The following is a 25,472-nucleotide window of genomic DNA, read 5'->3' as shown; positions in this document are numbered from 1 at the left end:
GGGCGCCTTTGTACAATTTTTCAGGAGCCCCGCATGAGCCTTATTCCGCATTTGATCAATGGCGAACTGGTGACCGAAGACGGTCGCATGGCCGATGTGTTCAATCCGTCTACCGGTCAGGTTATCCACAAGCTGCCGTTGGCCAGCCGCGAAACCATTCAGAAGGCCATCGACTCGGCGAAGGCTGCGTTCCCGGCTTGGCGTAATACGCCAGCGGCCAAGCGCGCTCAAGTGATGTTCCGCTTCAAGCAACTGTTGGAACAGAACGAAGCCCGCATCGCGCAACTGATCAGCGAAGAACACGGCAAGACGCTGGAAGATGCTGCCGGTGAATTGAAGCGCGGGATCGAGAACGTCGAGTTCGCGTGTGCAGCGCCGGAAATCCTCAAGGGTGAGTACAGCCGTAATGTAGGGCCAAACATCGATGCCTGGTCGGATTTCCAGCCATTGGGCGTGGTGGCCGGCATTACCCCGTTCAACTTCCCGGCCATGGTGCCGCTGTGGATGTATCCGCTGGCGATCGTTTGTGGCAACTGCTTCATTCTCAAACCGTCCGAGCGCGATCCAAGCTCGACGTTGTTGATCGCTCAGCTATTGCTGGAAGCTGGCCTGCCGAAAGGCGTGCTGAGTGTGGTGCATGGCGACAAGACAGCGGTGGATGCATTGATCGAAGCGCCGGAAGTTAAAGCGTTGAGTTTCGTTGGTTCGACGCCGATTGCCGAGTACATCTATGCCGAAGGCACCAAGCGGGGCAAACGTGTCCAGGCGCTGGGCGGGGCGAAGAACCATGCGGTGCTGATGCCGGATGCGGATCTGGATAACGCAGTCAGCGCGTTGATGGGCGCCGCTTATGGTTCGTGCGGTGAGCGCTGCATGGCGATTTCGGTGGCCGTGTGTGTGGGCGATCAGGTGGCGGATGCGTTGGTGGCCAAACTGACGCCGCAGATCAAGGCACTGAAAATCGGCGCCGGAACGACTTGTGGTCTGGACATGGGGCCTCTGGTCACCGGTCAGGCGCGGGACAAGGTCAGCGGTTATGTTGAAGACGGCGTAGCCGCTGGTGCGACGCTGGTGGTAGACGGTCGCGGTTTGAGCGTGGCCGGTCATGAAGACGGCTTCTTCCTGGGTGGCTGTCTGTTCGACAACGTCACGCCAGAGATGCGCATCTATAAAGAAGAGATCTTCGGGCCGGTGCTGTGCGTCGTCCGGGTCAACAGCCTGGAAGAGGCGATGCAACTGATCAATGATCACGAGTATGGCAACGGCACTTGCATCTTTACCCGTGATGGAGAAGCAGCGCGGTTGTTCTGCGATGAGATCGAAGTGGGTATGGTCGGCGTCAACGTACCGTTGCCGGTGCCAGTGGCATATCACAGCTTTGGTGGCTGGAAGCGTTCGCTGTTCGGCGATCTGCATGCTTATGGTCCGGATGGCGTGCGGTTCTATACCCGTCGCAAGGCTGTTACCCAGCGCTGGCCGCAACGGGCAAGCCATGAAGCTTCGCAATTCGCATTCCCTAGCTTGTAAGTAGAAGGGCAGAAGGCTGACCTCCTGAGGTCGGCCTTTGTGTTTTCGGGCTGTTTTGACCTATATGACAGAAATGTGAAATTAGAGGTTGACGGCAGATTCTGGACGTCTATAATTCGCCCCACTTCCGGCGCAGTCGAAACGGAAAACTCCTTGGTAAACAATGAGTTACGAGGTTTTCGGCAGCGGCTGCGCTTCAGTTCATCGAGGTCAGAAGGAGTTGATAAGGCAGAGTGTTGTCGCCTTATTGACGGTTCGATCCTCTCGGTCGAAAGCGGAGAAAAAGAGGTGTTGACAGCAGCGACTAACGCTGTAGAATTCGCCTCCCGCTAACGAGAGATCGGAAGCGCAAGTGGTTGAAGTTGCTGATGTTTCTTACGGGAAACTTTGAAAGCTTCTGAAAATAACCGCTTGACAGTAACAGAGGCTGCTGTAGAATGCGCGCCTCGGTTGAGATGAAAGATCTTAACCAACCGCTCTTTAACAACTGAATCAAGCAATTCGTGTGGGTGCTTGTGGGGTCAGACTGATAGTCAACAAGATTATCAGCATCACAAGTTACTTCGCGAGAAATCAAAGATGTAACCAACGATTGCTGAGCCAAGTTTAGGGTTTCTTAAAAACCCAAAGATGTTTGAACTGAAGAGTTTGATCATGGCTCAGATTGAACGCTGGCGGCAGGCCTAACACATGCAAGTCGAGCGGCAGCACGGGTACTTGTACCTGGTGGCGAGCGGCGGACGGGTGAGTAATGCCTAGGAATCTGCCTGGTAGTGGGGGATAACGTTCGGAAACGAACGCTAATACCGCATACGTCCTACGGGAGAAAGCAGGGGACCTTCGGGCCTTGCGCTATCAGATGAGCCTAGGTCGGATTAGCTAGTTGGTGAGGTAATGGCTCACCAAGGCGACGATCCGTAACTGGTCTGAGAGGATGATCAGTCACACTGGAACTGAGACACGGTCCAGACTCCTACGGGAGGCAGCAGTGGGGAATATTGGACAATGGGCGAAAGCCTGATCCAGCCATGCCGCGTGTGTGAAGAAGGTCTTCGGATTGTAAAGCACTTTAAGTTGGGAGGAAGGGCAGTTACCTAATACGTAATTGTTTTGACGTTACCGACAGAATAAGCACCGGCTAACTCTGTGCCAGCAGCCGCGGTAATACAGAGGGTGCAAGCGTTAATCGGAATTACTGGGCGTAAAGCGCGCGTAGGTGGTTCGTTAAGTTGGATGTGAAATCCCCGGGCTCAACCTGGGAACTGCATTCAAAACTGTCGAGCTAGAGTATGGTAGAGGGTGGTGGAATTTCCTGTGTAGCGGTGAAATGCGTAGATATAGGAAGGAACACCAGTGGCGAAGGCGACCACCTGGACTGATACTGACACTGAGGTGCGAAAGCGTGGGGAGCAAACAGGATTAGATACCCTGGTAGTCCACGCCGTAAACGATGTCAACTAGCCGTTGGGAGCCTTGAGCTCTTAGTGGCGCAGCTAACGCATTAAGTTGACCGCCTGGGGAGTACGGCCGCAAGGTTAAAACTCAAATGAATTGACGGGGGCCCGCACAAGCGGTGGAGCATGTGGTTTAATTCGAAGCAACGCGAAGAACCTTACCAGGCCTTGACATCCAATGAACTTTCCAGAGATGGATTGGTGCCTTCGGGAACATTGAGACAGGTGCTGCATGGCTGTCGTCAGCTCGTGTCGTGAGATGTTGGGTTAAGTCCCGTAACGAGCGCAACCCTTGTCCTTAGTTACCAGCACGTAATGGTGGGCACTCTAAGGAGACTGCCGGTGACAAACCGGAGGAAGGTGGGGATGACGTCAAGTCATCATGGCCCTTACGGCCTGGGCTACACACGTGCTACAATGGTCGGTACAGAGGGTTGCCAAGCCGCGAGGTGGAGCTAATCCCACAAAACCGATCGTAGTCCGGATCGCAGTCTGCAACTCGACTGCGTGAAGTCGGAATCGCTAGTAATCGCGAATCAGAATGTCGCGGTGAATACGTTCCCGGGCCTTGTACACACCGCCCGTCACACCATGGGAGTGGGTTGCACCAGAAGTAGCTAGTCTAACCTTCGGGGGGACGGTTACCACGGTGTGATTCATGACTGGGGTGAAGTCGTAACAAGGTAGCCGTAGGGGAACCTGCGGCTGGATCACCTCCTTAATCGACGACATCAGCTGCTCCATAAGTTCCCACACGAATTGCTTGATTCATTGAAGAAGACGATAAGAAGCAGCCCGAAATTGGGTCTGTAGCTCAGTTGGTTAGAGCGCACCCCTGATAAGGGTGAGGTCGGCAGTTCGAATCTGCCCAGACCCACCAATTTTGTGTGGGAAAACCTGTAGAAATACGGGGCCATAGCTCAGCTGGGAGAGCGCCTGCCTTGCACGCAGGAGGTCAACGGTTCGATCCCGTTTGGCTCCACCACTACTGCTTCTGTTGTTGAAAGCTTAGAAATGAGCATTCCATTGTGATGATGGTGAATGTTGATTTCTAGTCTTTGGCTAGATCGTTCTTTAAAAATTTGGGTATGTGATAGAAAGATAGACTGGATAGCACTTTCACTGGTGTTTATTCAGGCTAAGGTAAAATTTGTGAGTTTAATCGCGAATTTTCGGCGAATGTCGTCTTCACAGTATAACCAGATTGCTTGGGGTTATATGGTCAAGTGAAGAAGCGCATACGGTGGATGCCTTGGCAGTCAGAGGCGATGAAAGACGTGGTAGCCTGCGAAAAGCTTCGGGGAGTCGGCAAACAGACTTTGATCCGGAGATGTCTGAATGGGGGAACCCAGCCATCATAAGATGGTTATCTTGTACTGAATACATAGGTGCAAGAGGCGAACCAGGGGAACTGAAACATCTAAGTACCCTGAGGAAAAGAAATCAACCGAGATTCCCTTAGTAGTGGCGAGCGAACGGGGACTAGCCCTTAAGTGGCTTTGAGATTAGCGGAACGCTCTGGAAAGTGCGGCCATAGTGGGTGATAGCCCTGTACGCGAAAATCTCTTGGCCATGAAATCGAGTAGGACGGAGCACGAGAAACTTTGTCTGAATATGGGGGGACCATCCTCCAAGGCTAAATACTACTGACTGACCGATAGTGAACTAGTACCGTGAGGGAAAGGCGAAAAGAACCCCGGAGAGGGGAGTGAAATAGATCCTGAAACCGTATGCGTACAAGCAGTGGGAGCCCACTTTGTTGGGTGACTGCGTACCTTTTGTATAATGGGTCAGCGACTTATTTTCAGTGGCGAGCTTAACCGAATAGGGGAGGCGTAGCGAAAGCGAGTCTTAATAGGGCGTCTAGTCGCTGGGAATAGACCCGAAACCGGGCGATCTATCCATGGGCAGGTTGAAGGTTAGGTAACACTGACTGGAGGACCGAACCGACTACCGTTGAAAAGTTAGCGGATGACCTGTGGATCGGAGTGAAAGGCTAATCAAGCTCGGAGATAGCTGGTTCTCCTCGAAAGCTATTTAGGTAGCGCCTCATGTATCACTGTAGGGGGTAGAGCACTGTTTCGGCTAGGGGGTCATCCCGACTTACCAAACCGATGCAAACTCCGAATACCTACAAGTGCCGAGCATGGGAGACACACGGCGGGTGCTAACGTCCGTCGTGAAAAGGGAAACAACCCAGACCGTCAGCTAAGGTCCCAAAGTTATGGTTAAGTGGGAAACGATGTGGGAAGGCTTAGACAGCTAGGAGGTTGGCTTAGAAGCAGCCACCCTTTAAAGAAAGCGTAATAGCTCACTAGTCGAGTCGGCCTGCGCGGAAGATGTAACGGGGCTCAAACCATACACCGAAGCTACGGGTATCACTTAGGTGATGCGGTAGAGGAGCGTTCTGTAAGCCTGTGAAGGTGAGTTGAGAAGCTTGCTGGAGGTATCAGAAGTGCGAATGCTGACATGAGTAACGACAATGGGTGTGAAAAACACCCACGCCGAAAGACCAAGGTTTCCTGCGCAACGTTAATCGACGCAGGGTTAGTCGGTCCCTAAGGCGAGGCTGAAAAGCGTAGTCGATGGAAAACAGGTTAATATTCCTGTACTTCTGGTTATTGCGATGGAGGGACGGAGAAGGCTAGGCCAGCTTGGCGTTGGTTGTCCAAGTTTAAGGTGGTAGGCTGGAATCTTAGGTAAATCCGGGATTCTAAGGCCGAGATCTGATGACGAGTGTTCTTTTAGAACACGAAGTGGTTGATGCCATGCTTCCAAGAAAAGCTTCTAAGCTTCAGGTAACCAGGAACCGTACCCCAAACCGACACAGGTGGTTGGGTAGAGAATACCAAGGCGCTTGAGAGAACTCGGGTGAAGGAACTAGGCAAAATGGCACCGTAACTTCGGGAGAAGGTGCGCCGGTGAGGGTGAAGCATTTACTGCGTAAGCCCACGCCGGTCGAAGATACCAGGCCGCTGCGACTGTTTATTAAAAACACAGCACTCTGCAAACACGAAAGTGGACGTATAGGGTGTGACGCCTGCCCGGTGCCGGAAGGTTAATTGATGGGGTTAGCTAACGCGAAGCTCTTGATCGAAGCCCCGGTAAACGGCGGCCGTAACTATAACGGTCCTAAGGTAGCGAAATTCCTTGTCGGGTAAGTTCCGACCTGCACGAATGGCGTAACGATGGCGGCGCTGTCTCCACCCGAGACTCAGTGAAATTGAAATCGCTGTGAAGATGCAGTGTATCCGCGGCTAGACGGAAAGACCCCGTGAACCTTTACTATAGCTTTGCACTGGACTTTGAATTTGCTTGTGTAGGATAGGTGGGAGGCTTTGAAGCGTGGACGCCAGTTCGCGTGGAGCCATCCTTGAAATACCACCCTGGCAACTTTGAGGTTCTAACTCAGGTCCGTTATCCGGATCGAGGACAGTGTATGGTGGGTAGTTTGACTGGGGCGGTCTCCTCCTAAAGAGTAACGGAGGAGTACGAAGGTGCGCTCAGACCGGTCGGAAATCGGTCGTAGAGTATAAAGGCAAAAGCGCGCTTGACTGCGAGACAGACACGTCGAGCAGGTACGAAAGTAGGTCTTAGTGATCCGGTGGTTCTGTATGGAAGGGCCATCGCTCAACGGATAAAAGGTACTCCGGGGATAACAGGCTGATACCGCCCAAGAGTTCATATCGACGGCGGTGTTTGGCACCTCGATGTCGGCTCATCACATCCTGGGGCTGAAGCCGGTCCCAAGGGTATGGCTGTTCGCCATTTAAAGTGGTACGCGAGCTGGGTTTAGAACGTCGTGAGACAGTTCGGTCCCTATCTGCCGTGGACGTTTGAGATTTGAGAGGGGCTGCTCCTAGTACGAGAGGACCGGAGTGGACGAACCTCTGGTGTTCCGGTTGTCACGCCAGTGGCATTGCCGGGTAGCTATGTTCGGAATAGATAACCGCTGAAAGCATCTAAGCGGGAAACTAGCCTCAAGATGAGATCTCACTGGGACCTTGAGTCCCCTGAAGGGCCGTCGAAGACTACGACGTTGATAGGTTGGGTGTGTAAGCGCTGTGAGGCGTTGAGCTAACCAATACTAATTGCCCGTGAGGCTTGACCATATAACACCCAAGCAATTTGAGTCGAAAGGCCAGATTGCGGTGTGTGAAGACGCAATGAACCGAAAGTTCGCACAACACACAAACTATCGCATACCCAATTTGCTGAAGCGTCGAAAGACGGTTCGGTACCCGAATTTCTTGACGACCATAGAGCATTGGAACCACCTGATCCCATCCCGAACTCAGAAGTGAAACGATGCATCGCCGATGGTAGTGTGGGGTTTCCCCATGTGAGAGTAGGTCATCGTCAAGATTAAATTCCGAAACCCCTATCTGCGTACGCAGGTAGGGGTTTTGTTTTGTCCGCAGGAAAGTTCGTACAACAACATCGGAACGCTCCCGGCTGTCACAGTCTGCCGACAGTGCTAAGGTTCGGCCCTAGCTTTTGTATTTTCCCAAGGAAGCCTTTATGCCGGACGCTACGTCCCTCAGTGCTGGTTTTATGGTGGTTCACGGCAACCGCCTGGACGAGCTGCGCAGCCTGGTGATCAGTTGGATGCGGCGCTACCCGTTGGCTCCCTTGGAAAATGAAATCGCCCTGGTACAGAGCAACGGTATCGCCCAATGGCTTAAGCTGGCACTGGCCGAAGACCCTCAAGATGACGACATGGGCGGCTGCGGAATCGCCGCCGCCATTGATGTGCAGTTGCCAGGCAGCTTCATGTGGCAGCTCTATCGCATGGTGTTGGGACGTGACGAGATCCCAGCCAAATCCCTGCTCGATAAAGCCCCGCTGACCTGGCGCCTGATGCGTCTGCTACCACAGTTGATCAACCAACCGCATTTCGAACCTCTGCAGCGCTTCCTTACGAATGACACCGACTTACGCAAACGCTATCAATTGGCGGAGCGACTAGCGGATCTATTCGACCAATATCAGGTGTACAGGGCGGACTGGCTCGAAGACTGGGCAGAAGGCCGTCACCAATTACGAAATGGCAGAGGCGAAGCCAAAGCCCTGACCCCGGCCAACTGCTGGCAAGCAGAGCTGTGGCGTGCGTTGTTGCTGGATGTCGGTGAGCAAGGCATGGCGCAAAGCCGCGCGGGTGTCCACCAACGCTTTATTGAGCGTATAAATGGTCTCGACATAGCGCCCAGTGGATTGCCTTCACGGGTGATTGTTTTCGGGATTTCTTCACTGCCAGCTCAAGCCCTGGAAGCACTTGCCGGGCTGGCTCGTTTCAGCCAGGTCTTGCTGTGCGTACACAACCCATGTCGTCACCATTGGGCGGACATCGTCGCCGATAAAGACCTGTTGCGGCATCAATACAAACGCCAGGCTCGCAAGCGCGGCATGCCGGTTGTGCTTGATCCGAAAACGCTCCATCAGCATGCCCACCCGCTATTGGCAGCGTGGGGCAAGCAGGGGCGTGACTACATCAATCTGCTCGACAGTTACGACGACCCCAACAGCTATCGCTCAGCATTTCGCGATGGGCGCATCGACCTTTTCAGCGATAACCAGCCACAGAGCATGCTCAATCAGTTGCAGGACGACATTCTGGAATTGCGCCCCCTGAACGAAACTCTCGAGCGTTGGCCTGCTGTCGATCTGATAAAGGACGAATCGATCCGTTTTCATATCGCCCATAGCGCTCAACGCGAAGTGGAGATTCTCCACGATCAGCTGCTTGCACGATTCAGTGCTGATCCAGACCTCAGGCCTCGCGACGTGATCGTGATGGTTCCAGACATCGACACTTATGCCCCCCATATCCGTGCTGTCTTTGGTCAGCTTGATCGCCACGACCCACGCTTCATTCCCTTTACGCTCGCGGATCAAGGCCAGCGAGGCAGGGATCCGCTACTGATCGCTGTCGAGCATCTGCTCAAGCTGCCCGATAGCCGCTTTCCCGTCAGCGAAGTTCTCGATCTTCTGGACGTTCCGGCATTACGCGCTCGGTTTGGCGTAGAGGAACGTGACCTGCCGACCCTGCACCGCTGGATCGAAGGCGCAGGTATCCGCTGGGGAATGAATGCCGAGCAGCGTGCGGGCCTGGGCCTGCCTGAAGAACTGGAGCAAAACAGTTGGCGTTTCGGCCTGCGACGGATGTTGCTTGGTTATGCCGTGGGCAGCGCCAGTGCCTGCGAGGGTATTGAACCCTACGACGAGATTGGTGGGCTGGATGCCGCGCTCATAGGTCCTTTGGTCGCACTGCTGGATGCGCTGGAGATTGCCCATCAGGAGCTCACCCAGCCTGCGCCGCCCAAACTCTGGGGCATCCGTTTGCAAGCACTGGTGCAGTTGTTCTTCCAGGCCAGTAACGAACATGACGACTATTTGTTGGCCCAGCTCGAAGAGCTGCGTGAGACCTGGCTTGAGACCTGCGAGTCGGTAGGCTTGCAAGATGAGTTACCGCTCACCGTAGTCCGTGAAGCCTGGCTGGCCGGCCTCGACCAAGGTCGTCTGTCTCAGCGCTTTCTCGCCGGTGCCGTCAACTTCTGTACCTTGATGCCCATGCGAGCGATCCCGTTCAAACTGGTCTGTCTGCTGGGCATGAATGATGGTGATTACCCTCGCGCGCAGCCGCCGCTGGACTTCGACCTGATGGGCAGCGACTACCGCCCCGGCGATCGTTCCCGACGCGAAGATGACCGCTATCTGTTGCTGGAAGCATTGTTGTCGGCACGGGACCAACTCTATATCAGCTGGGTCGGCCGCAGTATCCGGGACAACAGTGAGCGCCCTGCCTCGGTATTGATAGGACAGCTGCGTGACCATCTCGCCAGTGGTTGGCGGTTGCACGATGACGATGATGATCTGCTTGAGTCCATGACTCAGGAACATCCTTTGCAACCCTTCAGTGCACGCTACTTTCATGAAGGCGATGATTTGTTCAGCTACGCCAGCGAGTGGCAGTTACTTCATCAAGTCAGGGATCTGACGACCGATACTGAGGTTCTCGAACCCTACGTTCAGGACGAACCGCTGAGCTTGGGTCAACTGCAGGATTTTCTGCGCAACCCGGTGCGACATTTTTTCAGTCAGCGGCTCAAAGTATTCTTCGAGGCTGCCGAAGCGCCTCTGGCGGATGAAGAGCCATTTGTACTCGATGCGCTGCAACGCTATAGCCTCAGCGCCAGCTTGCTTGAAGCAGCGCTGGGGCAACCGGGTCAAACCGATCAGGCACTGGAGGCGCAGGCGAAACGCCTGCAAAACAGCGGGCTGTTGCCCATGGCCGGTTTTGGCGAATGCCTTCAGCGAGAGTTGATCGAACCGCTGCCGGATCTGTTGCAGCGCTATCAGCAGCTCCTGGCGTTATGGCCGACCCCGCTCACCAGCGCGTTGCCGGTGAGTCTGGAGCTGCATGGGCTGCGCCTGGAGGGCTGGCTCAGTGCCCTACATCAACGGGCGGACGGTGGTTTGTTGTCAGTCACCACGATTCCCAACAGCATCGGCTCACTCAAGACACGCAAATGGCATCGTCTGACACGACCATGGATCAATCACCTGGTTGCCTGTGCCAGCGGGATGCCGATGACCACCGCGTTGGTGGCCAGCGACGACAGCCTGGTACTGGCTCCGTTGGCGAAGGCTGCAGCACTTGATGCCCTGGGTAATCTGTTGCTGGCCTGGCAAACGGGCATGCGCCAGCCGCTGCCGATTGCCGTAAAAACAGCCTTCGCCTGGCTCGCTCAAACCGATCCGGCCAAAGCCGACGCCGCCGCCCGAAAGGCCTATGAAGGCGATGGCCAGACCACTGATGGCGAGCGCCGCGAAAGCCCGGCACTCGCTCGGCAATACGCCGATTACGATGTCCTGATTGCCGACGAGACCTTCCCCGATTGGTGCGACGCTTTGTATCGGCCGCTGCTTGAGGCTCCCTGGCGCTCATTGACGAGCGAGGAAGCGCGCCCATGACCACGAAAACACCGCTGGCCCTGGCGTTCCCCTTGCGTGGAAGCCAACTGATCGAAGCCAGCGCCGGGACCGGTAAGACCTTCACCATTTCTGCGCTGTACTTGCGTCTGGTCCTTGGCCATGGCGACGAGTCGAGTGGTTTTGGCCGTGAATTGCTGCCGCCGCAAATCCTCGTGGTGACCTTCACTGATGCCGCAACCAAAGAACTGCGCGAACGTATTCGTACACGGCTGGCTGAAGCTGCGCGGTTTTTCCGCGATGAGATACCGGCGCCGGATGGCCTCATTGCTGAGTTGCGGGGGCAATACCTCCCTGAACAGTGGCCAGGCTGTGCAAACCGTCTGGACATCGCCGCCCAGTGGATGGATGAAGCGGCGGTATCGACCATCCACAGTTGGTGCCAGCGCATGCTGCGCGAACATGCATTCGACAGTGGCAGCCTGTTCACCCAGACCCTGGAAACCGATCACAGTGATTTGCTCGGCGAAGTCCTGCGCGACTACTGGCGAATGTTCTGTTACCCGATGCAAGGCGATGCGCTGAACTGGGTTCGCAGCAACTGGGGTGGCCCGGCGGCGTTGTTGCCGCGCGTGCGTGGGTTGTTCGCCAGCGAACGTGACAGCGTCGAAGGTAAAGAACCTGCCGAGTTGATTGCCGAGTGCCTGGAGGAACGACGGGCCGCTTTGCTCGAGCTCAAGATGCCTTGGCGTCAATGGGCCGATGAGTTGCTTGCCATCTGTCAGCAGGGCGTCGCGAGCAAGAGCGTCGATGGTCGTAAGATGCAGGCACGCTACTTCGAACCCTGGTTCGAAAAGCTCCGGGCCTGGGCCGAAGACGAATCTCTCGAACAGTTGGACATTGGCACCGGCTTCACTCGCCTGACGCCCGATGGCATGGCTGAAGCCTGGAAAGGTGAAGCTCCCCGTCATCCCGGTCTCGATGCGATGCCCGTTCTCAAGGCCAGCCTTGATGGTTTGCCGACCCCCGATGCCGCCGTGCTGCAACATGCCGCCCACTGGGTCGGTGCACGGTTCGAGGAAGAAAAGCGTCGCCGCGCGGAAATGGGCTTCGACGACATGCTGCTGCGCCTCGATGCGGCCTTGCAGTCTGATGGCGGTGAGCGCCTGGCAACCCTGATCCGCGAGCAGTTCCCGGTCGCGTTGATCGACGAATTCCAGGACACCGACCCGGTGCAGTACCGAATCTTCGAGAGCATTTATCGCATCGAAGATAACAATCCAGAATCCGGCCTATTCCTGATCGGCGACCCGAAGCAGGCGATCTATGCCTTCCGCGGTGCCGATATCTATACCTATCTGCGCGCCCGGCAAGCCACCACCGGCCGCCTGCATACCCTGGGTACAAATTTCCGTTCCAGTCATGGCATGGTCAACGCAGTGAACCATGTGTTCGAGCGTGCCGAATCTCGCGAGCAGGGGCGTGGAGCATTCCTGTTCCGTGAGAAGAATGGCGAGAACCCGGTACCGTTTCTGCCCGTCGAGTCCCAGGGGCGCAAAGAAGTCCTGCACATTGATGGTCAGGTTGTGCCTGCCCTGAACATCTGGCACTTGTCCGCTGATCAGCCATTGTCCGGCGCGGTGTATCGGCAACAATTGGCCGCCGCCTGCGCCAGTGAAATCACTGCGCTGCTCAATGGCGGTCAGCAGGGGCGTGCGGGCTTCATTCAGGATGGTAAGGATCTCAGGTGCTTGCTGCCGGCGGATATCGCGATTCTGGTGCGCGACGGCAAAGAAGCCCAGGCCGTGCGTGGCGAACTTTCCGCTCGCGGTGTGCGCAGTGTCTACCTGTCGGACAAGGACTCGGTGTTTGCCGCGCAGGAGGCCCATGACTTGCTGACCTGGCTCAAAGCCTGTGCCGAGCCAGATGTCGAGCGTCCACTGCGTGCCGCACTGGCCTGCATCACGCTGAACCTTTCACTGGCTGAACTGGAGCGGCTGAATCAGGACGAACTGGCCTGGGAAGCACGGGTCATGCAGTTCCGCGGTTATCGCGAGCTTTGGCGCAAGCAGGGCGTGCTACCTATGTTGCGGCGATTGCTGCATGACTTTCAGTTGCCCCAGGCGTTGATTGCGCGCAGCGATGGTGAGCGGATATTGACCAACCTGCTGCACTTATCCGAGTTGTTGCAGCAGGCCGCCGCCGAACTCGATGGCGAGCAAGCGCTGATCCGTCATTTGTCCGAGCATCTGGCGTTGTCTGGTCAGGCTGGCGAAGAACAGATCCTGCGTCTGGAAAGCGACGAGCAACTGGTCAAGGTCGTGACCATCCACAAATCCAAAGGGCTTGAGTATCCGTTGGTGTTTCTGCCGTTCATCTGCTCGGCAAAACCGGTGGACGGCAGTCGCCTGCCGCTGCATTACCACGATGCTTCGGGCAAGGCACAAGTGAGCTTGAAGCCGACGGCCGAGTTGATCGCCCTGGCCGATGATGAGCGTTTGGCCGAAGATCTTCGACTGCTCTATGTGGCCCTGACCCGGGCACAACATGCTTGCTGGCTGGGTGTGACGGACCTCAAGCGCGGCAATAACAATGGCTCGGTCCTGCACCTTTCGGCGTTGGGTTATCTGCTGGGCGGTGGTGAGCCATTGGCTGAGTCGGCAGGGCTGCGTTGTTGGCTGGAAGACCTGCAGCAAGACTGTGCGGCGCTGAACTACAGTGAAATGCCTGACGCGACCGCCGAGCATTACCACCCGCCACGCAATGAAGCGACCTTGCTTGCCCCGCTGATACCCAGGCGCAAGGCCAGTGAAAACTGGTGGATCGCCTCTTACAGCGCCTTACGCATTGGTGACAGTCTGAGCGTGGGCAGTGACGAGGCACCGGAGAGCGCGCAAGCTCAAAAGCTCTTTGACGACGAACGCCTTGACCCCGAAGCGCCACGAGAAGTCGCCGCTGGCGGCGCTGATATCCATCGATTCCCTCGTGGTCCGAACCCCGGCACTTTTCTTCATGGATTGCTCGAATGGGCCGGTGACGAAGGTTTTGCCGCTGCACCGCAAACCGTGGAAGACGCCATCGCCCGTCGCTGCAACCGTCGTGGCTGGGAAGGCTGGATCACCACGCTGAGCGGCTGGCTGCAGCACTTGCTCAAATCCCCATTGCACATCGGTGGCGGGCAGGTGCCGGTGGTGTTCGAGCAACTGACTCAATACCGGGTCGAGATGGAGTTCTGGTTCGCCAGTCATAAAGTCGATGTGCTCAAACTCGATGAGCTGGTGCGCCAATACACCCATAACGGCGTGGCCCGGGTGGCCGCCGAACCGGTGCTGCTCAATGGCATGTTCAAAGGCTTCATCGACCTGACGTTCGAGCATGAAGGCCGTTACTACGTCGCTGACTACAAATCCAATTGGCTGGGCGTCGATGACGCGGCCTATACCGAGCAGGCCATGGAGCAGTCGATTCTCGATAACCGTTACGACCTGCAATACGTACTGTACCTGCTCGCCCTGCATCGCCAGCTCAAGGCTCGGCTGGTCGATTACGATTACGACCGACATGTCGGTGGGGCGTTGTACCTGTTTCTTCGTGGTACTCGAGCGGCCAGCCAGGGTGTGTATTTTGCCCGTCCGCCACGGGAGCTGATCGAGCGCCTGGACCGGTTGTTCCAGGGTAAGCCAGAGCCCAAGGCCGAACCCGCCTGGGAACAGGGAGTATTGCTATGAGTCGCACTTTCGCCGATTTACTGCCCACGCCGTTGGCGGCGGAAAGTCTGGCGGACCTGGCCCCGTTGAGTCGTGCTGATGATTTGTTGCTGCTGCTCACGCGCTGGGTCGAACGCGGCTGGCTGCGGGCGCTGGACAAGGCCTTCGTCGCCTTTCTCCATGAGCTTGCTCCCGACGATGATCCGCTGGTGCTGCTGGCCGCCGCGTTGATCAGTCACCAGTTGGGCCACGGCCATGTCTGTCTGGATCTGTTCGAAACGTTGAAAGAACCGGACTTCGCTTTGTCGCTGCCGCCGGAAGGTGATTTGCAAAGCGGTGCGATGTTGCTGCCGTCACAATTGCTTGAGGCGCTGGACGGCGCCCATTGGTGCAAGGTACTGGCGTCCAGTCGTTTGGTGGCTCTGGCCGTCGACGGGCGTGAGGCTGCGCAACACCGGCCGTTGGTGCTGTCGGGTAAGCGCCTGTACCTGCGCCGCTACTGGGCTTACGAACGGCGCATCGACCATGCGCTGCGCCAGCGCCTGGCGGCACACGAAGCAACGCCGGATGATTTGTCCCAACGCCTGACCGGCCTGTTCGGTCCAGCCACGCTTGATGAAGTGATCGACTGGCAGAAGCTCGCGTGTGCTCTGGCTACCCGCAGTGCATTCAGCATCGTCACCGGCGGCCCGGGAACCGGCAAGACCACTACGGTTGTACGCTTGCTCGCGTTGCTCCAGGCACCCGCGGTGGAGGCCGGTAAACCGCTGCGCATTCGTCTCGCGGCACCCACCGGCAAAGCTGCCGCACGATTGACCGAGTCCATCAGCCAGCAGGTTCAAACCCTGAGAGTTGCTGAAACAGTGCGCGAGAAGATCCCGTCGGATGTGACCACCGTGCACCGTTTGCTCGGCAGTCGCCCCGGTACCCGGCATTTCCGCCACCACGCCGGTAATCGCTTGCCGCTGGATGTATTAGTGGTGGACGAAGCCTCGATGATCGACCTGGAAATGATGGCCAACCTGCTTGATGCGTTGCCGCCCCATGCTCGTCTGGTGCTGCTCGGTGACAAGGATCAACTGGCGTCGGTCGAGGCCGGTGCCGTACTGGGCGATCTGTGTCGAGATGCCGAAGCCGGTTGGTACAGCCCGCAGACCCGCCAGTGGCTGGAGGCGGTCAGCGGTGAAAGCCTCGATGCCAGCGGTTTGCGCGAAGACACCCACGGCGCGCATCCACTGGCCCAGCAAGTCGTGATGCTGCGCCACTCACGGCGCTTCGGCGAGGGTAGCGGCATTGGTCAGCTGGCCCGCTGGGTTAACCAACAGCATCCCGAGGACGCGCGCAAGTTATTGGCCGCTGCGAGTCATGGCGACGTATTTTCCCTGCCCCTCAAGGGTGAACAGGACCGGGCTCTGGAGCGCTTGTTGCTCGAAGGCCATGGAGGGGGACCGCAGGGGTATCGGCATTACCTGAGTCTTTTACGCAGTCAGCGACCATCGCTCGACCGCCCGCTCGACGATCCATGCTGGGCGGATTGGGCTCGCCTGGTGCTACAAGCCTTCGACGCTTTCCAGCTGTTGTGTGCCGTACGCAAAGGGCCTTGGGGTGTGGAGGGCTTGAATCAACGCGTGACCGACGCGCTGCTCAAGGCCCGACTGATCGACAGCGACCATCAGTGGTACGAAGGTCGGCCCGTGCTGATGACCCGCAACGACTATGGCCTGGGTTTGATGAACGGTGACATTGGCATTGCCCTCAAGCTGCCGGAGCGTGAGGGCCCCGAGGCCGGGCGGCACGTGCTGCGCGTGGCCTTCCCGCGCAATGATGGGCAGGGCGGTGTGCGTTTTGTCCTGCCAAGCCGACTCAACGATGTCGACACTGTGTATGCCATGACCGTGCACAAATCCCAGGGCTCGGAATTTGCCCATACGGCGTTGATTCTGCCGGATGCTTTGAATCCTGTGCTCACCAAGGAGCTGATCTATACCGGAATAACCCGGGCCAAAGACTGGTTCACCCTGATTGAGCCTCGAGCCGGCGTGTTCGAAGAGGCCGTGCGGCGCAAGGTCAAGCGCTTGAGCGGGTTGATGCTGGAGCTGGAAGAGGGTATCGCGCCGGGTTACTGAAGGAGGAGACGACGGAATCTGTCCGAGGTGCCGTGGCGCGTCGCCTCGCTGGTGTTTCAGCGCTGTGCTATCGTTGCGGCATCATCTTGTTGCGATCGTAGAGAATTCCTGCATGAAGTTGGCTGTCTGGGCGACAGAGCGCGTCGTTGGCTGCAAACAAGTACTGCTTGCCGGCCTCCTCTGTTTGTTGACGGGCGTTGTCTGTGCTGAGTCGGAAGCTATTGTGAGCAAGGCCGACCAACGTGCCAGCTCGGTCACTCAGGTGGTACTCGGGATCCTCAGTTATGCCCGATGGCCTGTTGAGCCCCAACAGTTGCGTCTGTGCGTGGTCGGCCCCACTGAATACACCGACGACCTGGTCAAAGGCTCCACACAAGCCTCGGGGCGACCGGTTACTGTACGACGGTTGCTGGCCGATAACCCGGCCATCGCCAGTGAATGCGATGCGGTGTATATCGGCAAGCTGACCAGCGATGAACGCAGTCGGCTATTCGCCTCGTTGGCGGGGCGCCCGGTGGTGAGCATCAGCGAAGGCGGCGATCAATGCACCGTTGGCAGCCTGTTCTGCCTGCGGGTCGGTGATGAACAGGTGTCTTTCGAGGTCAACCTCGACTCGGTCGCCCGCAGCGGTGTGCGCATTCATCCCAGTGTGCTGCAACTGTCGCGCCGCAAGCCGGCGGCGCCATGAGTCTATTTAACCCTCGTATACGTCCGACTCTCGGTTCGGTTATCGGCCGTGGACATTTGATCGTCGCCCTGGTGGGCGTGGCCATGGCCAGTGTTTCACTGACCCTGCTGGGTGTTCTGGCTTTGCGGGTCTATGCCGATCACAACCTGCATCTGATTGCCCGTTCGATCAACTACACCGTGGAAGCCGCGGTGGTATTCAACGACAAGGCCGCCGCCACCGAAGCGCTGGCATTGATCGCGTCCACTGAAGAAGTGGCCGATGCACAAGTGATGAACGAACAAGGCGAGTTGCTCGCGCGTTGGCAACGACCGGAAACGGGGTGGCTCTCCGATCTTGAAATGCAGATCGCCCGAACGATTCTGGAAAAACCCATCAGCATGCCGATCACCCATCAAGGTCAGGAAATCGGCAGCATCCTGCTCACCGGTCACGGTGAGAGCTTGATGCGTTTCTTGCTCAGTGGTCTGGTGGGAATCGTCTTGTGTACCGCTGTCAGTGCCTGGGTTGCGCTTTATCTGGCGCGTCGGCAATTGCGAGGGATCACCGGCCCGTTGCGCAGCCTGGCTGTCGTGGCTCACGCTGCCCGTAGCGAGCGTGCCTTCGACCGGCGCGTACCGCCCGCCGACATTGCCGAACTCGACAACCTGGGCAACGACTTCAATGCCTTGCTCGACGAGCTTGAGTCCTGGCAGACCCATCTGCAAAGCGAAAACGAAACCCTGGCCCACCAGGCCAGCCATGACAGCCTTACCGGGTTGCCGAACCGGGCATTTTTCGAAGGCCGCCTGATGCGCGCCTTGCGCAATGCGGGCAAGCTGGATGAGGGAGTGGCCGTACTGTTTCTGGACAGCGACCGGTTCAAGGAGATCAACGACAACTTCGGTCACGCTGCCGGTGATGCGGTGCTGATCGCCGTGGCGACCCGGGTTCGTGCGCAGTTGCGTGAAGAGGATCTGGTTGCGCGGCTGGGCGGCGACGAGTTTGCCGTGCTGTTGACGCCGCTGCACAAGGCCGAAGACGCCGAACGGATTGCGGACAAAATCATTGCCAGCATGGAAGCGCCAATCCCGTTGCCGGGCGGTACCCAAGTGCTGACGTCACTCAGTATCGGCATCGCCGTGTACCCGGATCATGGGCTTACGCCGGGGGCGCTGCTCGATGCTGCCGACGCCGCGATGTATCAGGCCAAACGCCTTTCCCGAGGCGCCTACCACACGGCAGGGTCGGAGCACCCTGTCGCCGATGTTCAAACCAGGAGCTGATTTCTGTGTTCTCACTTGCCCAACGTTCCCTGCATCTTTTCACGATCACCTTATTCATCGCGTTGCTGGCATTGACCGGTTGCCAGACGACACCGCAGAAAGGACTGACCCCGGCGCAGATCGCAGTGCTCAAGCAGCAAGGTTTCGAGATGACGGATGAGGGCTGGGCCTTCGGCCTGTCCGGCAAAGTGCTGTTCGGTAGCGATGTCGAACACCTCAACCCCGCCAGTACCCAGATCGTCGAACGCATTGGCAAGGCGTTGTTGGGGGTGGGAATCGAGCGGGTGAGGATTGACGGCCACACCGATTCCTCAGGCAAAGAATCCTATAACGAACAACTTTCCCTACGTCGCGCGAAAAGCGTTGAAAAGGTCTTGGCCTCTATCGGCATAAAAGAACAAAACATCCAGCTGCGCGGCCTGGGCAGCAGCAAGCCCGTCGCCTCTAACGACACAGTGGATGGGCGCACCGAGAACCGGCGGGTGTCGATCGTGGTGAGCGCGGATTAATCGGCGAACACCATCTCCCGGCTTTCCCCCATCAACAGTCCTTGATTCTGCTCGGTGACGGCACGGATGTAGTCCCACAACAAGGTGATCCGCTTGAGCTTGCGCAGGTCTTCCCGGCAGTACATCCAGAACTGCCGGGTGATGGTGATTTCTTGCGGTAACACCGGCAGCAACCGCGGATCCTGAGCCGCCAAAAAGCACGGCAGAATCGCCAGTGACCGTCCTTGCTGCGCTGCCACGAACTGCGCGATCACACTGGTGCTGCGCAGATTTGCACTGGCACCGGGCAGCACATTCGCCAGGTACAGCAGCTCCGAGCTGAACGCCAGATCGTCCACATAACTGATGAATTGATGCTTGCTCAAATCTGCCGGGCGGCGGATCGGTGGGTGCTTGTCCAGATAATCCTGGGTCGCGTACAGCTGCAGTCGATAGTCGCAGAGTTTGCAGCAGACATAAGGGCCATGTTCCGGCCGCTCCAGCGCAATGACGATGTCTGCCTCGCGTTTGGACAGGCTGATGAAGTGCGGCAGCGGCAGAATGTCCACCGAGATCGCCGGGTAGGCGTCGACGAAATGGCTCAGCTGTGGGGTGATGAAAAAGCTGCCGAACCCTTCGGTACAGCCCATCCGCACATGCCCCGACAACGCGACGCCTGAGCCCGAGACCTGCTCGCAAGCCATGTGCAGGGTGCTTTCGATCGATTCGGCGTAACCCAGCAGGCGCTGGCCTTCAGCGGTCAGGACGAAGCCGCTGGTGCGGGACTTCTCGAACAACAGCGTGCCCAACGAGGCCTCCAGCGAACTGATGCGCCGCGACACGGTGGTGTAGTCCACCGCCAGGCGCTTGGCTGCAGTACTGGCTTTGCGAGTGCGGGCAACCTCGAGGAAAAACTTGAGGTCATCCCAGTTCAACGAGCCTAAAGACGTGATGTTTTTTTGCATGATGGACCGGCTTTTATGTGCGTTCTTATTAGAAGTTTGCACATCTATACTCCAAAAACAGTCCGACAACCAATTCGCGACACACGCCTCATCTCAAGGCGACTTTCTCGCCTTGGCTCCCAAGATAGCTCTCTTAATAAGAACAACGTCCCGGAGACCAACATGAACGCATCGCTAGAAACCACCGTGCAAAAGGTCAAGTTGTTGATCGATGGCGAGTGGGTCGAATCCCAGACCACCGAATGGCACGACATCGTCAACCCGGCGACCCAACAAGTGTTGGCCAAAGTCCCGTTCGCGACCGCGGCTGAAGTCGATGCCGCCATCAGCGCCGCCCATCGCGCCTTTCAGACCTGGAAGCTGACGCCAGTCGGCGCGCGGATGCGCATCATGCTCAAGCTGCAGGCGCTGATTCGCGAGCACTCCAAGCGTATTGCCGTGGTGCTCAGCAATGAGCAGGGCAAAACCATCGCCGATGCTGAAGGCGATATCTTCCGTGGCCTGGAAGTGGTCGAACACGCCTGCTCCATTGGCAGCCTGCAAATGGGCGAGTTTGCCGAGAACGTCGCAGGCGGTGTCGATACCTACACCCTGCGTCAGCCGATCGGCGTCTGCGCCGGCATTACCCCGTTCAACTTCCCGGCGATGATTCCGCTGTGGATGTTCCCGATGGCTATCGCCTGTGGCAATACCTTCGTGCTCAAGCCTTCCGAGCAGGATCCGATGTCGACCATGTTGTTGGTGGAACTGGCGATTGAAGCCGGCATTCCGCCGGGTGTGCTCAACGTCGTTCATGGTGGCAAGGATGTGGTCGATGCGCTTTGCACCCACAAGGACATCAAGGCTGTTTCGTTCGTCGGTTCGACCGCGGTCGGCACGCATGTCTACGACCTGGCCGGCAAACACGGCAAGCGCGTGCAATCGATGATGGGTGCCAAGAACCACGCCGTTGTGCTGCCCGATGCCAATCGCGAGCAAGCGCTCAATGCACTGGTCGGCGCCGGTTTCGGTGCGGCCGGGCAACGCTGCATGGCCACCTCGGTGGTGGTGCTGGTGGGCGCGGCCAAACAATGGCTGCCGGATCTCAAGGCGCTGGCGCAGAAACTCAAGGTCAATGCCGGCAGCGAGCCGGGCACTGATGTTGGCCCGGTGATTTCCAAACGGGCCAAGGCGCGGATTCTCGAGCTGATCGAAAGCGGGATCAAGGAAGGCGCCAAGCTGGAGCTGGACGGTCGCGACATCACTGTTCCGGGATATGAACAGGGCAATTTTGTCGGCCCGACTCTGTTTTCTGGCGTAACGCCTGAGATGCAGATCTACACTCAGGAAATCTTTGGCCCGGTGCTGGTGGTGCTGGAAGTCGACACCCTCGATCAGGCCATCGCCCTGGTCAACGCCAACCCGTTCGGCAACGGCACCGGCCTGTTCACTCAGAGCGGTGCGGCGGCGCGTAAATTTCAGTCGGAAATCGACGTTGGCCAGGTCGGTATCAACATCCCGATTCCGGTGCCGGTGCCGTTCTTCAGCTTCACCGGTTCCCGTGGTTCCAAACTTGGCGACCTCGGTCCGTATGGCAAGCAAGTGGTGCAGTTCTACACTCAAACCAAGACCGTCACTGCACGCTGGTTCGACGACGACAGCATCAACCACGGTGTGAACACCACCATCCACTTGCGCTAAGGAGCCGGACATGAAAATCGCTTTTATCGGTCTCGGCAACATGGGCGCGCCGATGGCGCGAAACCTGATCAAGGCCGGCCACTCGCTGAATCTGTTTGACCTCAATCAAACCGTGCTGGCCGAACTGGCTCAACTCGGCGGCACCATTAGCACTTCACCAAAGGAAGCGTCGAAAGACGCGCAACTGGTGATCACCATGTTGCCGGCAGCGGCCCATGTGCGCAGTGTCTGGCTGGGTGAAGACGGCGTGCTGGCGGGAATCGCCAAAGGCGTGCCAGCGGTGGATTGCAGCACCATCGATCCGCAGACGGCGCGTGATGTTGCCGCGGCGGCCGCCAAACAAGACGTGGCCATGGCCGATGCCCCGGTTTCCGGTGGCACTGGCGGTGCAGCGGCCGGGACGCTGACCTTCATGGTCGGCGCCACGCCTGAACTGTTCGCCACTCTGCAACCGGTGCTGGCGCAGATGGGCCGCAACATCGTCCATTGCGGCGAAGTCGGCACCGGGCAAATCGCCAAGATCTGCAACAACTTGCTGCTGGGGATTTCCATGGTCGGTGTCAGCGAAGCCATGGCGCTGGGCAGCGCACTGGGTATCGACACAACCGTGCTGGCGGGCGTCATCAACAGTTCCACCGGGCGCTGCTGGAGTTCGGAGATGTACAACCCGTGGCCGGGCATCGTCGAAACGGCGCCAGCTTCGCGCGGTTATACCGGCGGTTTCGGTGCTGAATTGATGCTCAAGGATCTGGGGCTGGCCACTGAGGCGGCACGTCAGGCGCACCAACCGGTCGTGCTCGGCGCGGTGGCCCAGCAGTTGTATCAGGCGATGAGCCAGCGTGGGGACGGCGGCAAGGACTTCTCGGCGATCATCAACAGCTATCGCAAACCCCAATAACGGGGCGGAATTATGGCTGGTGGGCTTGTCTGTGGTGAGGGGGCTTGCCTGTGTAGAGGGGGCTTGCCTGTGGCGAGGGGGCTTGCCCCCCGTTGGAGTGCGGAGCGCTCCCTTCTGCATCCCTTCAGTCATACCGCGTCGGCAGGTTTGACGACGGCTTCGCCGCCGAACGGGGGCGAGCCCCCTCGCCACAAAAGCCCCTCGCCACGGGTGCGGCGTATTCAATATTTGCCGAGAGACCACGTCGGGTGGTCTCTCGGTTTTTTGCATCAGGCAAACACGAAATACTTGCGTACGGTTTCAACCACTTCCCACGTGCCTTTCATCCCCGGCTCGATGACGAAGATGTCACCGGCGCGCAGGTGGATCGGTGCCATGCCTTCCGGGGTGATGATGCAGTAACCTTCCTGGAAGTGGCAGTACTCCCACTTCACGTATTCCACATACCACTTGCCCGGCGTGCAGATCCAGGTGCCCATGATCTTGCTGCCATCTTCGCTGGTGTACGCGTTGAGGTTGACGGTGTGCGGATCGCCTTCGAGCTTTTCCCATTTGCAGGCGTCGAGCACGGGCAACGGGTGAGTGTCGCGAAGAACGGTAATCGGTGCGGTCATGTGGACTCCGGGCCTTGGAATATAGAAAGTGGTACTGAAGAACTGAAGTCGCACCCTATAGCGCCCATGCTCCGCTCAGTTGTCTGTATTCGACATCGAGCTGTCCAGAAACGCGCGGTACCCTCAAAGACTTTCCAGTGGGCAATCGATTCGGGCCTGCAGGAAGGTGCTCTCGAACTCGACCAATTGCTCGTGTTGATGCCTGAGTGCGGCAATCTTCTCGCTGATTTCGCACTTCTTGGCATCGATGGCCTGCTGCGCCAATGACCAGGGCATCGCCCGGCCTTGATGCCCGGTAAAGATCGCCTGGAGTTCCTTGAGCCTGAAACCCAATTGTTGAGCGCACTTGATGAGGATCAGCAGGTCGACGCTTTGTTGGTCATAGACACGGTATCTGCCTTGCCGTTGAGCGGCCGGCAGCAAGCCGATCGACTCGTAATGGCGGATGCTCTTGATCGTCGTCCCGGAGCGTTGTGCGGCTTGGCCGATGTACATGAAAAGTCCCTTTTTGCGGTGGTAACACCCGGCGCATTATCGGCACACTCAGTGGCTGGCGATAGCCTGGGCTTGCCGTAACCAAGCCTCACGCTGACTGTCGCTTGCGCCGAGAATCGGGCCGAACGTGAGAGTGCGCCGGGGTTCGATGCCGCAGAAGGCGAGGGTGGTTTTACGTATCTGGTGCAGCCCGGGCATGCGGTAGATCCAGCGGTAATACCAGGGTGGCGTGTCCATGGTCACCAGCAGATGCGCGCTGCGACCGCGCAGGAGTTTGTCTGGGAAGGCTTTGCCTTCGCGGTACTTGAAGGCGAAACCCGGCAGGAACACCCGATCGAAAAAGCCCTTGAGCAACGCCGGTACGCCTCCCCACCAGATCGGGTAGACCAGGGTCAGGTGTTCGGCCCACAGAATGTCCGCCTGAGCGCGGCGCAGGTCAGCTTCCAGCGGCTGCACCTGTTGATAACCTTCACGCAGTACCGGGTCGAAGCTCATATTGCCCAGCCATAGCTGGCGCACCTCATGCCCGGCACGCAACGCCGATTGTGCGTAGCGTTCGGCCAGTGCGCCGCAGAAACTGTTACTCGACGGATGACCGAGAATCACCAGAATTCGTTTGCTCACCGTAGTGGTCCCTGAAGATGAAACCTCAAGGGTAAAGTCTGCCCCTCAGGGGAGAGTCAAGGCGCTCAGCAAGGCCTGGGCATAACCGGGCAGAACGGCGAAGTCCCGGGCGCACAACAACAGTTTGCGTCGGGCCCACGGCTCTTCCAGTGCGACGCTTTTGAATGGCGTTTCAGCCGACCAGCGTTCGACCGCCGCCAAGGGCACGATCGCCAGCCCGGCACCTCGGGCGACCATGCGCATCACGCCCTCGAAACCATCGGCGCGGATGCGGACCTGCATCCGCAAGCCGCTGTGCAGGGCCTGTTCTTCCAGGTAAACGGCCAAGGCGCTGTTGGCGTTCAGGCCGACGTAATCGTGCTGCAAAGTGGTGCTGAAACTTAGCGGTCCGGTGTCGGCCAAGGGGTGATCACGCGGCAGAATCAGCACCAGCGGATCGTCACGGAAATAGCGGGTTTGAAGGCCATCGGTATCCACGGCGTCGGACACGATCCCAAGGTCTGCCGCGCCCTGACGTAAAGCGTGGGTGATGCGTGTGCTGGGCAGCTCTTGCAGGTCGATGTCGAGGTTTGGATGGTCACGCAGAAAGTCTGCCAGCAACTCCGGCAGGTACTCGGTGATTGCTGTGGTATTGCACAACAACCGCACTTGGCCTTTGACGCCTTTGGCGTATTCGATCAGATCCTGCCGCATGCGCTCGGCCTGTTGCAGAAGGACTCTGGCGTGCTGCGCCAGGGCCTTGCCGGCTGGAGTCGGGCTGACGCCGCGACGACCTCGCTCAAGAAACTCGATGCCCAGTGAAGCTTCCATCGCGCGGATTCGTGCACTCGCCGCCGCCAGGGACAAATGGCTGCGGGCGGCACCGGCGGTGATGTTGCCGGTGTCGAGGATGTTCAGGTAGAGGCGCAGGTCGGTGAGGTCGAAGTGCATTGTTACAGCCTCGGGAGGTTTGTGGGCTGGGCGGATGTCTTCGTGGGCAAGCCTCGCGCCTACAGGATTTATGTCGTTC

14 protein-coding genes, 2 tRNA genes and 3 rRNA genes are annotated in these 25,472 nt (G+C 58.0%); 14 read left to right on the top strand and 5 right to left on the bottom strand.

The window, feature by feature from the left end:
* Positions 1 to 33: 33 nt before the first annotated feature.
* The 12 genes from J3D54_RS04730 to J3D54_RS04675 all read left to right on the top strand — a co-directional run bounded on the left by J3D54_RS04730 (position 34) and on the right by J3D54_RS04675 (position 19,208).
* Positions 34 to 1,527 carry a CoA-acylating methylmalonate-semialdehyde dehydrogenase gene (locus tag J3D54_RS04730; protein WP_253416892.1) on the top strand — a complete coding sequence of 498 codons (1,494 nt, stop codon included), beginning with the start codon at positions 34 to 36 and terminating at the stop codon, positions 1,525 to 1,527.
* Positions 1,528 to 2,163: 636 nt separating this feature from the next.
* Positions 2,164 to 3,702 (top strand): 16S ribosomal RNA (locus J3D54_RS04725).
* Between the two features lie 82 nt (positions 3,703 to 3,784).
* Positions 3,785 to 3,861 (top strand) — tRNA-Ile (locus J3D54_RS04720).
* 29 nt (positions 3,862 to 3,890) lie between these two features.
* Positions 3,891 to 3,966 (top strand) — tRNA-Ala (locus J3D54_RS04715).
* A 235-nt stretch (positions 3,967 to 4,201) separates the two neighbouring features.
* Positions 4,202 to 7,093, top strand: a 23S ribosomal RNA gene (locus tag J3D54_RS04710).
* Positions 7,094 to 7,230: 137 nt separating this feature from the next.
* Positions 7,231 to 7,346, top strand: a 5S ribosomal RNA gene (rrf, locus tag J3D54_RS04705).
* Together the 16S, 23S and 5S rRNA genes with 2 tRNA genes alongside form the textbook arrangement of a ribosomal RNA operon.
* 156 nt (positions 7,347 to 7,502) lie before the next feature.
* Positions 7,503 to 10,955: an exodeoxyribonuclease V subunit gamma gene (recC, locus tag J3D54_RS04700; RefSeq protein ID WP_253416891.1), complete on the top strand. Its 3,453-nt coding sequence runs from the start codon at positions 7,503 to 7,505 to the stop codon at positions 10,953 to 10,955.
* Positions 10,952 to 14,641: an exodeoxyribonuclease V subunit beta gene (recB, locus tag J3D54_RS04695; RefSeq protein WP_253416890.1), complete on the top strand. Its 3,690-nt coding sequence runs from the start codon at positions 10,952 to 10,954 to the stop codon at positions 14,639 to 14,641. Before recC ends, recB begins: the two co-directional genes overlap by 4 nt.
* Entirely contained in the window at positions 14,638 to 16,746 is a 2,109-nt protein-coding gene (recD, locus tag J3D54_RS04690; protein WP_253416889.1) for an exodeoxyribonuclease V subunit alpha, read from the top strand. The genes recB and recD overlap by 4 nt, the downstream gene beginning before the upstream one ends.
* A gap of 112 nt (positions 16,747 to 16,858) precedes the next feature.
* Positions 16,859 to 17,434 carry a YfiR family protein gene (locus tag J3D54_RS04685; RefSeq protein WP_253416888.1) on the top strand — a complete coding sequence of 192 codons (576 nt, stop codon included), beginning with the start codon at positions 16,859 to 16,861 and terminating at the stop codon, positions 17,432 to 17,434.
* A complete protein-coding gene (locus J3D54_RS04680; RefSeq protein WP_253416887.1) occupies positions 17,431 to 18,699 on the top strand; it encodes a diguanylate cyclase in 1,269 nt (422 codons plus the stop codon). Before J3D54_RS04685 ends, J3D54_RS04680 begins: the two co-directional genes overlap by 4 nt.
* Positions 18,700 to 18,704: 5 nt before the next feature.
* A complete protein-coding gene (locus J3D54_RS04675) occupies positions 18,705 to 19,208 on the top strand; it encodes an OmpA family protein (RefSeq protein ID WP_253416886.1) in 504 nt (167 codons plus the stop codon).
* Here the strand turns inward: J3D54_RS04675 and J3D54_RS04670 are convergent.
* Positions 19,205 to 20,152 carry a LysR family transcriptional regulator gene (locus J3D54_RS04670; protein ID WP_253416885.1) on the bottom strand — a complete coding sequence of 316 codons (948 nt, stop codon included), beginning with the start codon at positions 20,150 to 20,152 and terminating at the stop codon, positions 19,205 to 19,207. The genes J3D54_RS04675 and J3D54_RS04670 overlap by 4 nt on opposite strands.
* 162 nt (positions 20,153 to 20,314) lie before the next feature.
* On the opposite strand from J3D54_RS04670, the gene J3D54_RS04665 reads away from it, so the two are divergent.
* Both J3D54_RS04665 and mmsB read left to right on the top strand, forming a co-directional pair.
* Positions 20,315 to 21,832: a CoA-acylating methylmalonate-semialdehyde dehydrogenase gene (locus J3D54_RS04665; RefSeq protein ID WP_253416884.1), complete on the top strand. Its 1,518-nt coding sequence runs from the start codon at positions 20,315 to 20,317 to the stop codon at positions 21,830 to 21,832.
* 10 nt (positions 21,833 to 21,842) lie between these two features.
* Positions 21,843 to 22,730: a 3-hydroxyisobutyrate dehydrogenase gene (mmsB, locus tag J3D54_RS04660; protein WP_253416883.1), complete on the top strand. Its 888-nt coding sequence runs from the start codon at positions 21,843 to 21,845 to the stop codon at positions 22,728 to 22,730.
* 269 nt (positions 22,731 to 22,999) lie between these two features.
* On the opposite strand, the gene J3D54_RS04655 is transcribed toward mmsB, so the two are convergent.
* From J3D54_RS04655 to J3D54_RS04640, 4 genes are all read right to left on the bottom strand, one after another.
* The gene (locus tag J3D54_RS04655; RefSeq protein WP_007900627.1) at positions 23,000 to 23,344 is read right to left on the bottom strand and encodes a cupin domain-containing protein; all 345 of its coding nucleotides are present in this window, start codon (positions 23,342 to 23,344) and stop codon (positions 23,000 to 23,002) included.
* Between the two features lie 123 nt (positions 23,345 to 23,467).
* Positions 23,468 to 23,839: a MerR family transcriptional regulator gene (locus J3D54_RS04650; protein WP_253416882.1), complete on the bottom strand. Its 372-nt coding sequence runs from the start codon at positions 23,837 to 23,839 to the stop codon at positions 23,468 to 23,470.
* Positions 23,840 to 23,887: 48 nt separating this feature from the next.
* Positions 23,888 to 24,463, bottom strand: coding sequence for an NAD(P)H-dependent oxidoreductase (locus J3D54_RS04645; protein ID WP_253416881.1), 576 nt, complete (start codon positions 24,461 to 24,463; stop codon positions 23,888 to 23,890).
* 45 nt (positions 24,464 to 24,508) lie between these two features.
* Positions 24,509 to 25,393: a LysR substrate-binding domain-containing protein gene (locus tag J3D54_RS04640; RefSeq protein ID WP_253416880.1), complete on the bottom strand. Its 885-nt coding sequence runs from the start codon at positions 25,391 to 25,393 to the stop codon at positions 24,509 to 24,511.
* Between the last annotated feature and the right edge of the window lie 79 nt (positions 25,394 to 25,472).

Source organism: Pseudomonas sp. GGS8, assembly GCF_024168645.1.
Lineage (GTDB): Bacteria > Pseudomonadota > Gammaproteobacteria > Pseudomonadales > Pseudomonadaceae > Aquipseudomonas.
This window is presented reverse-complemented; position numbering and strand designations above follow the sequence as displayed.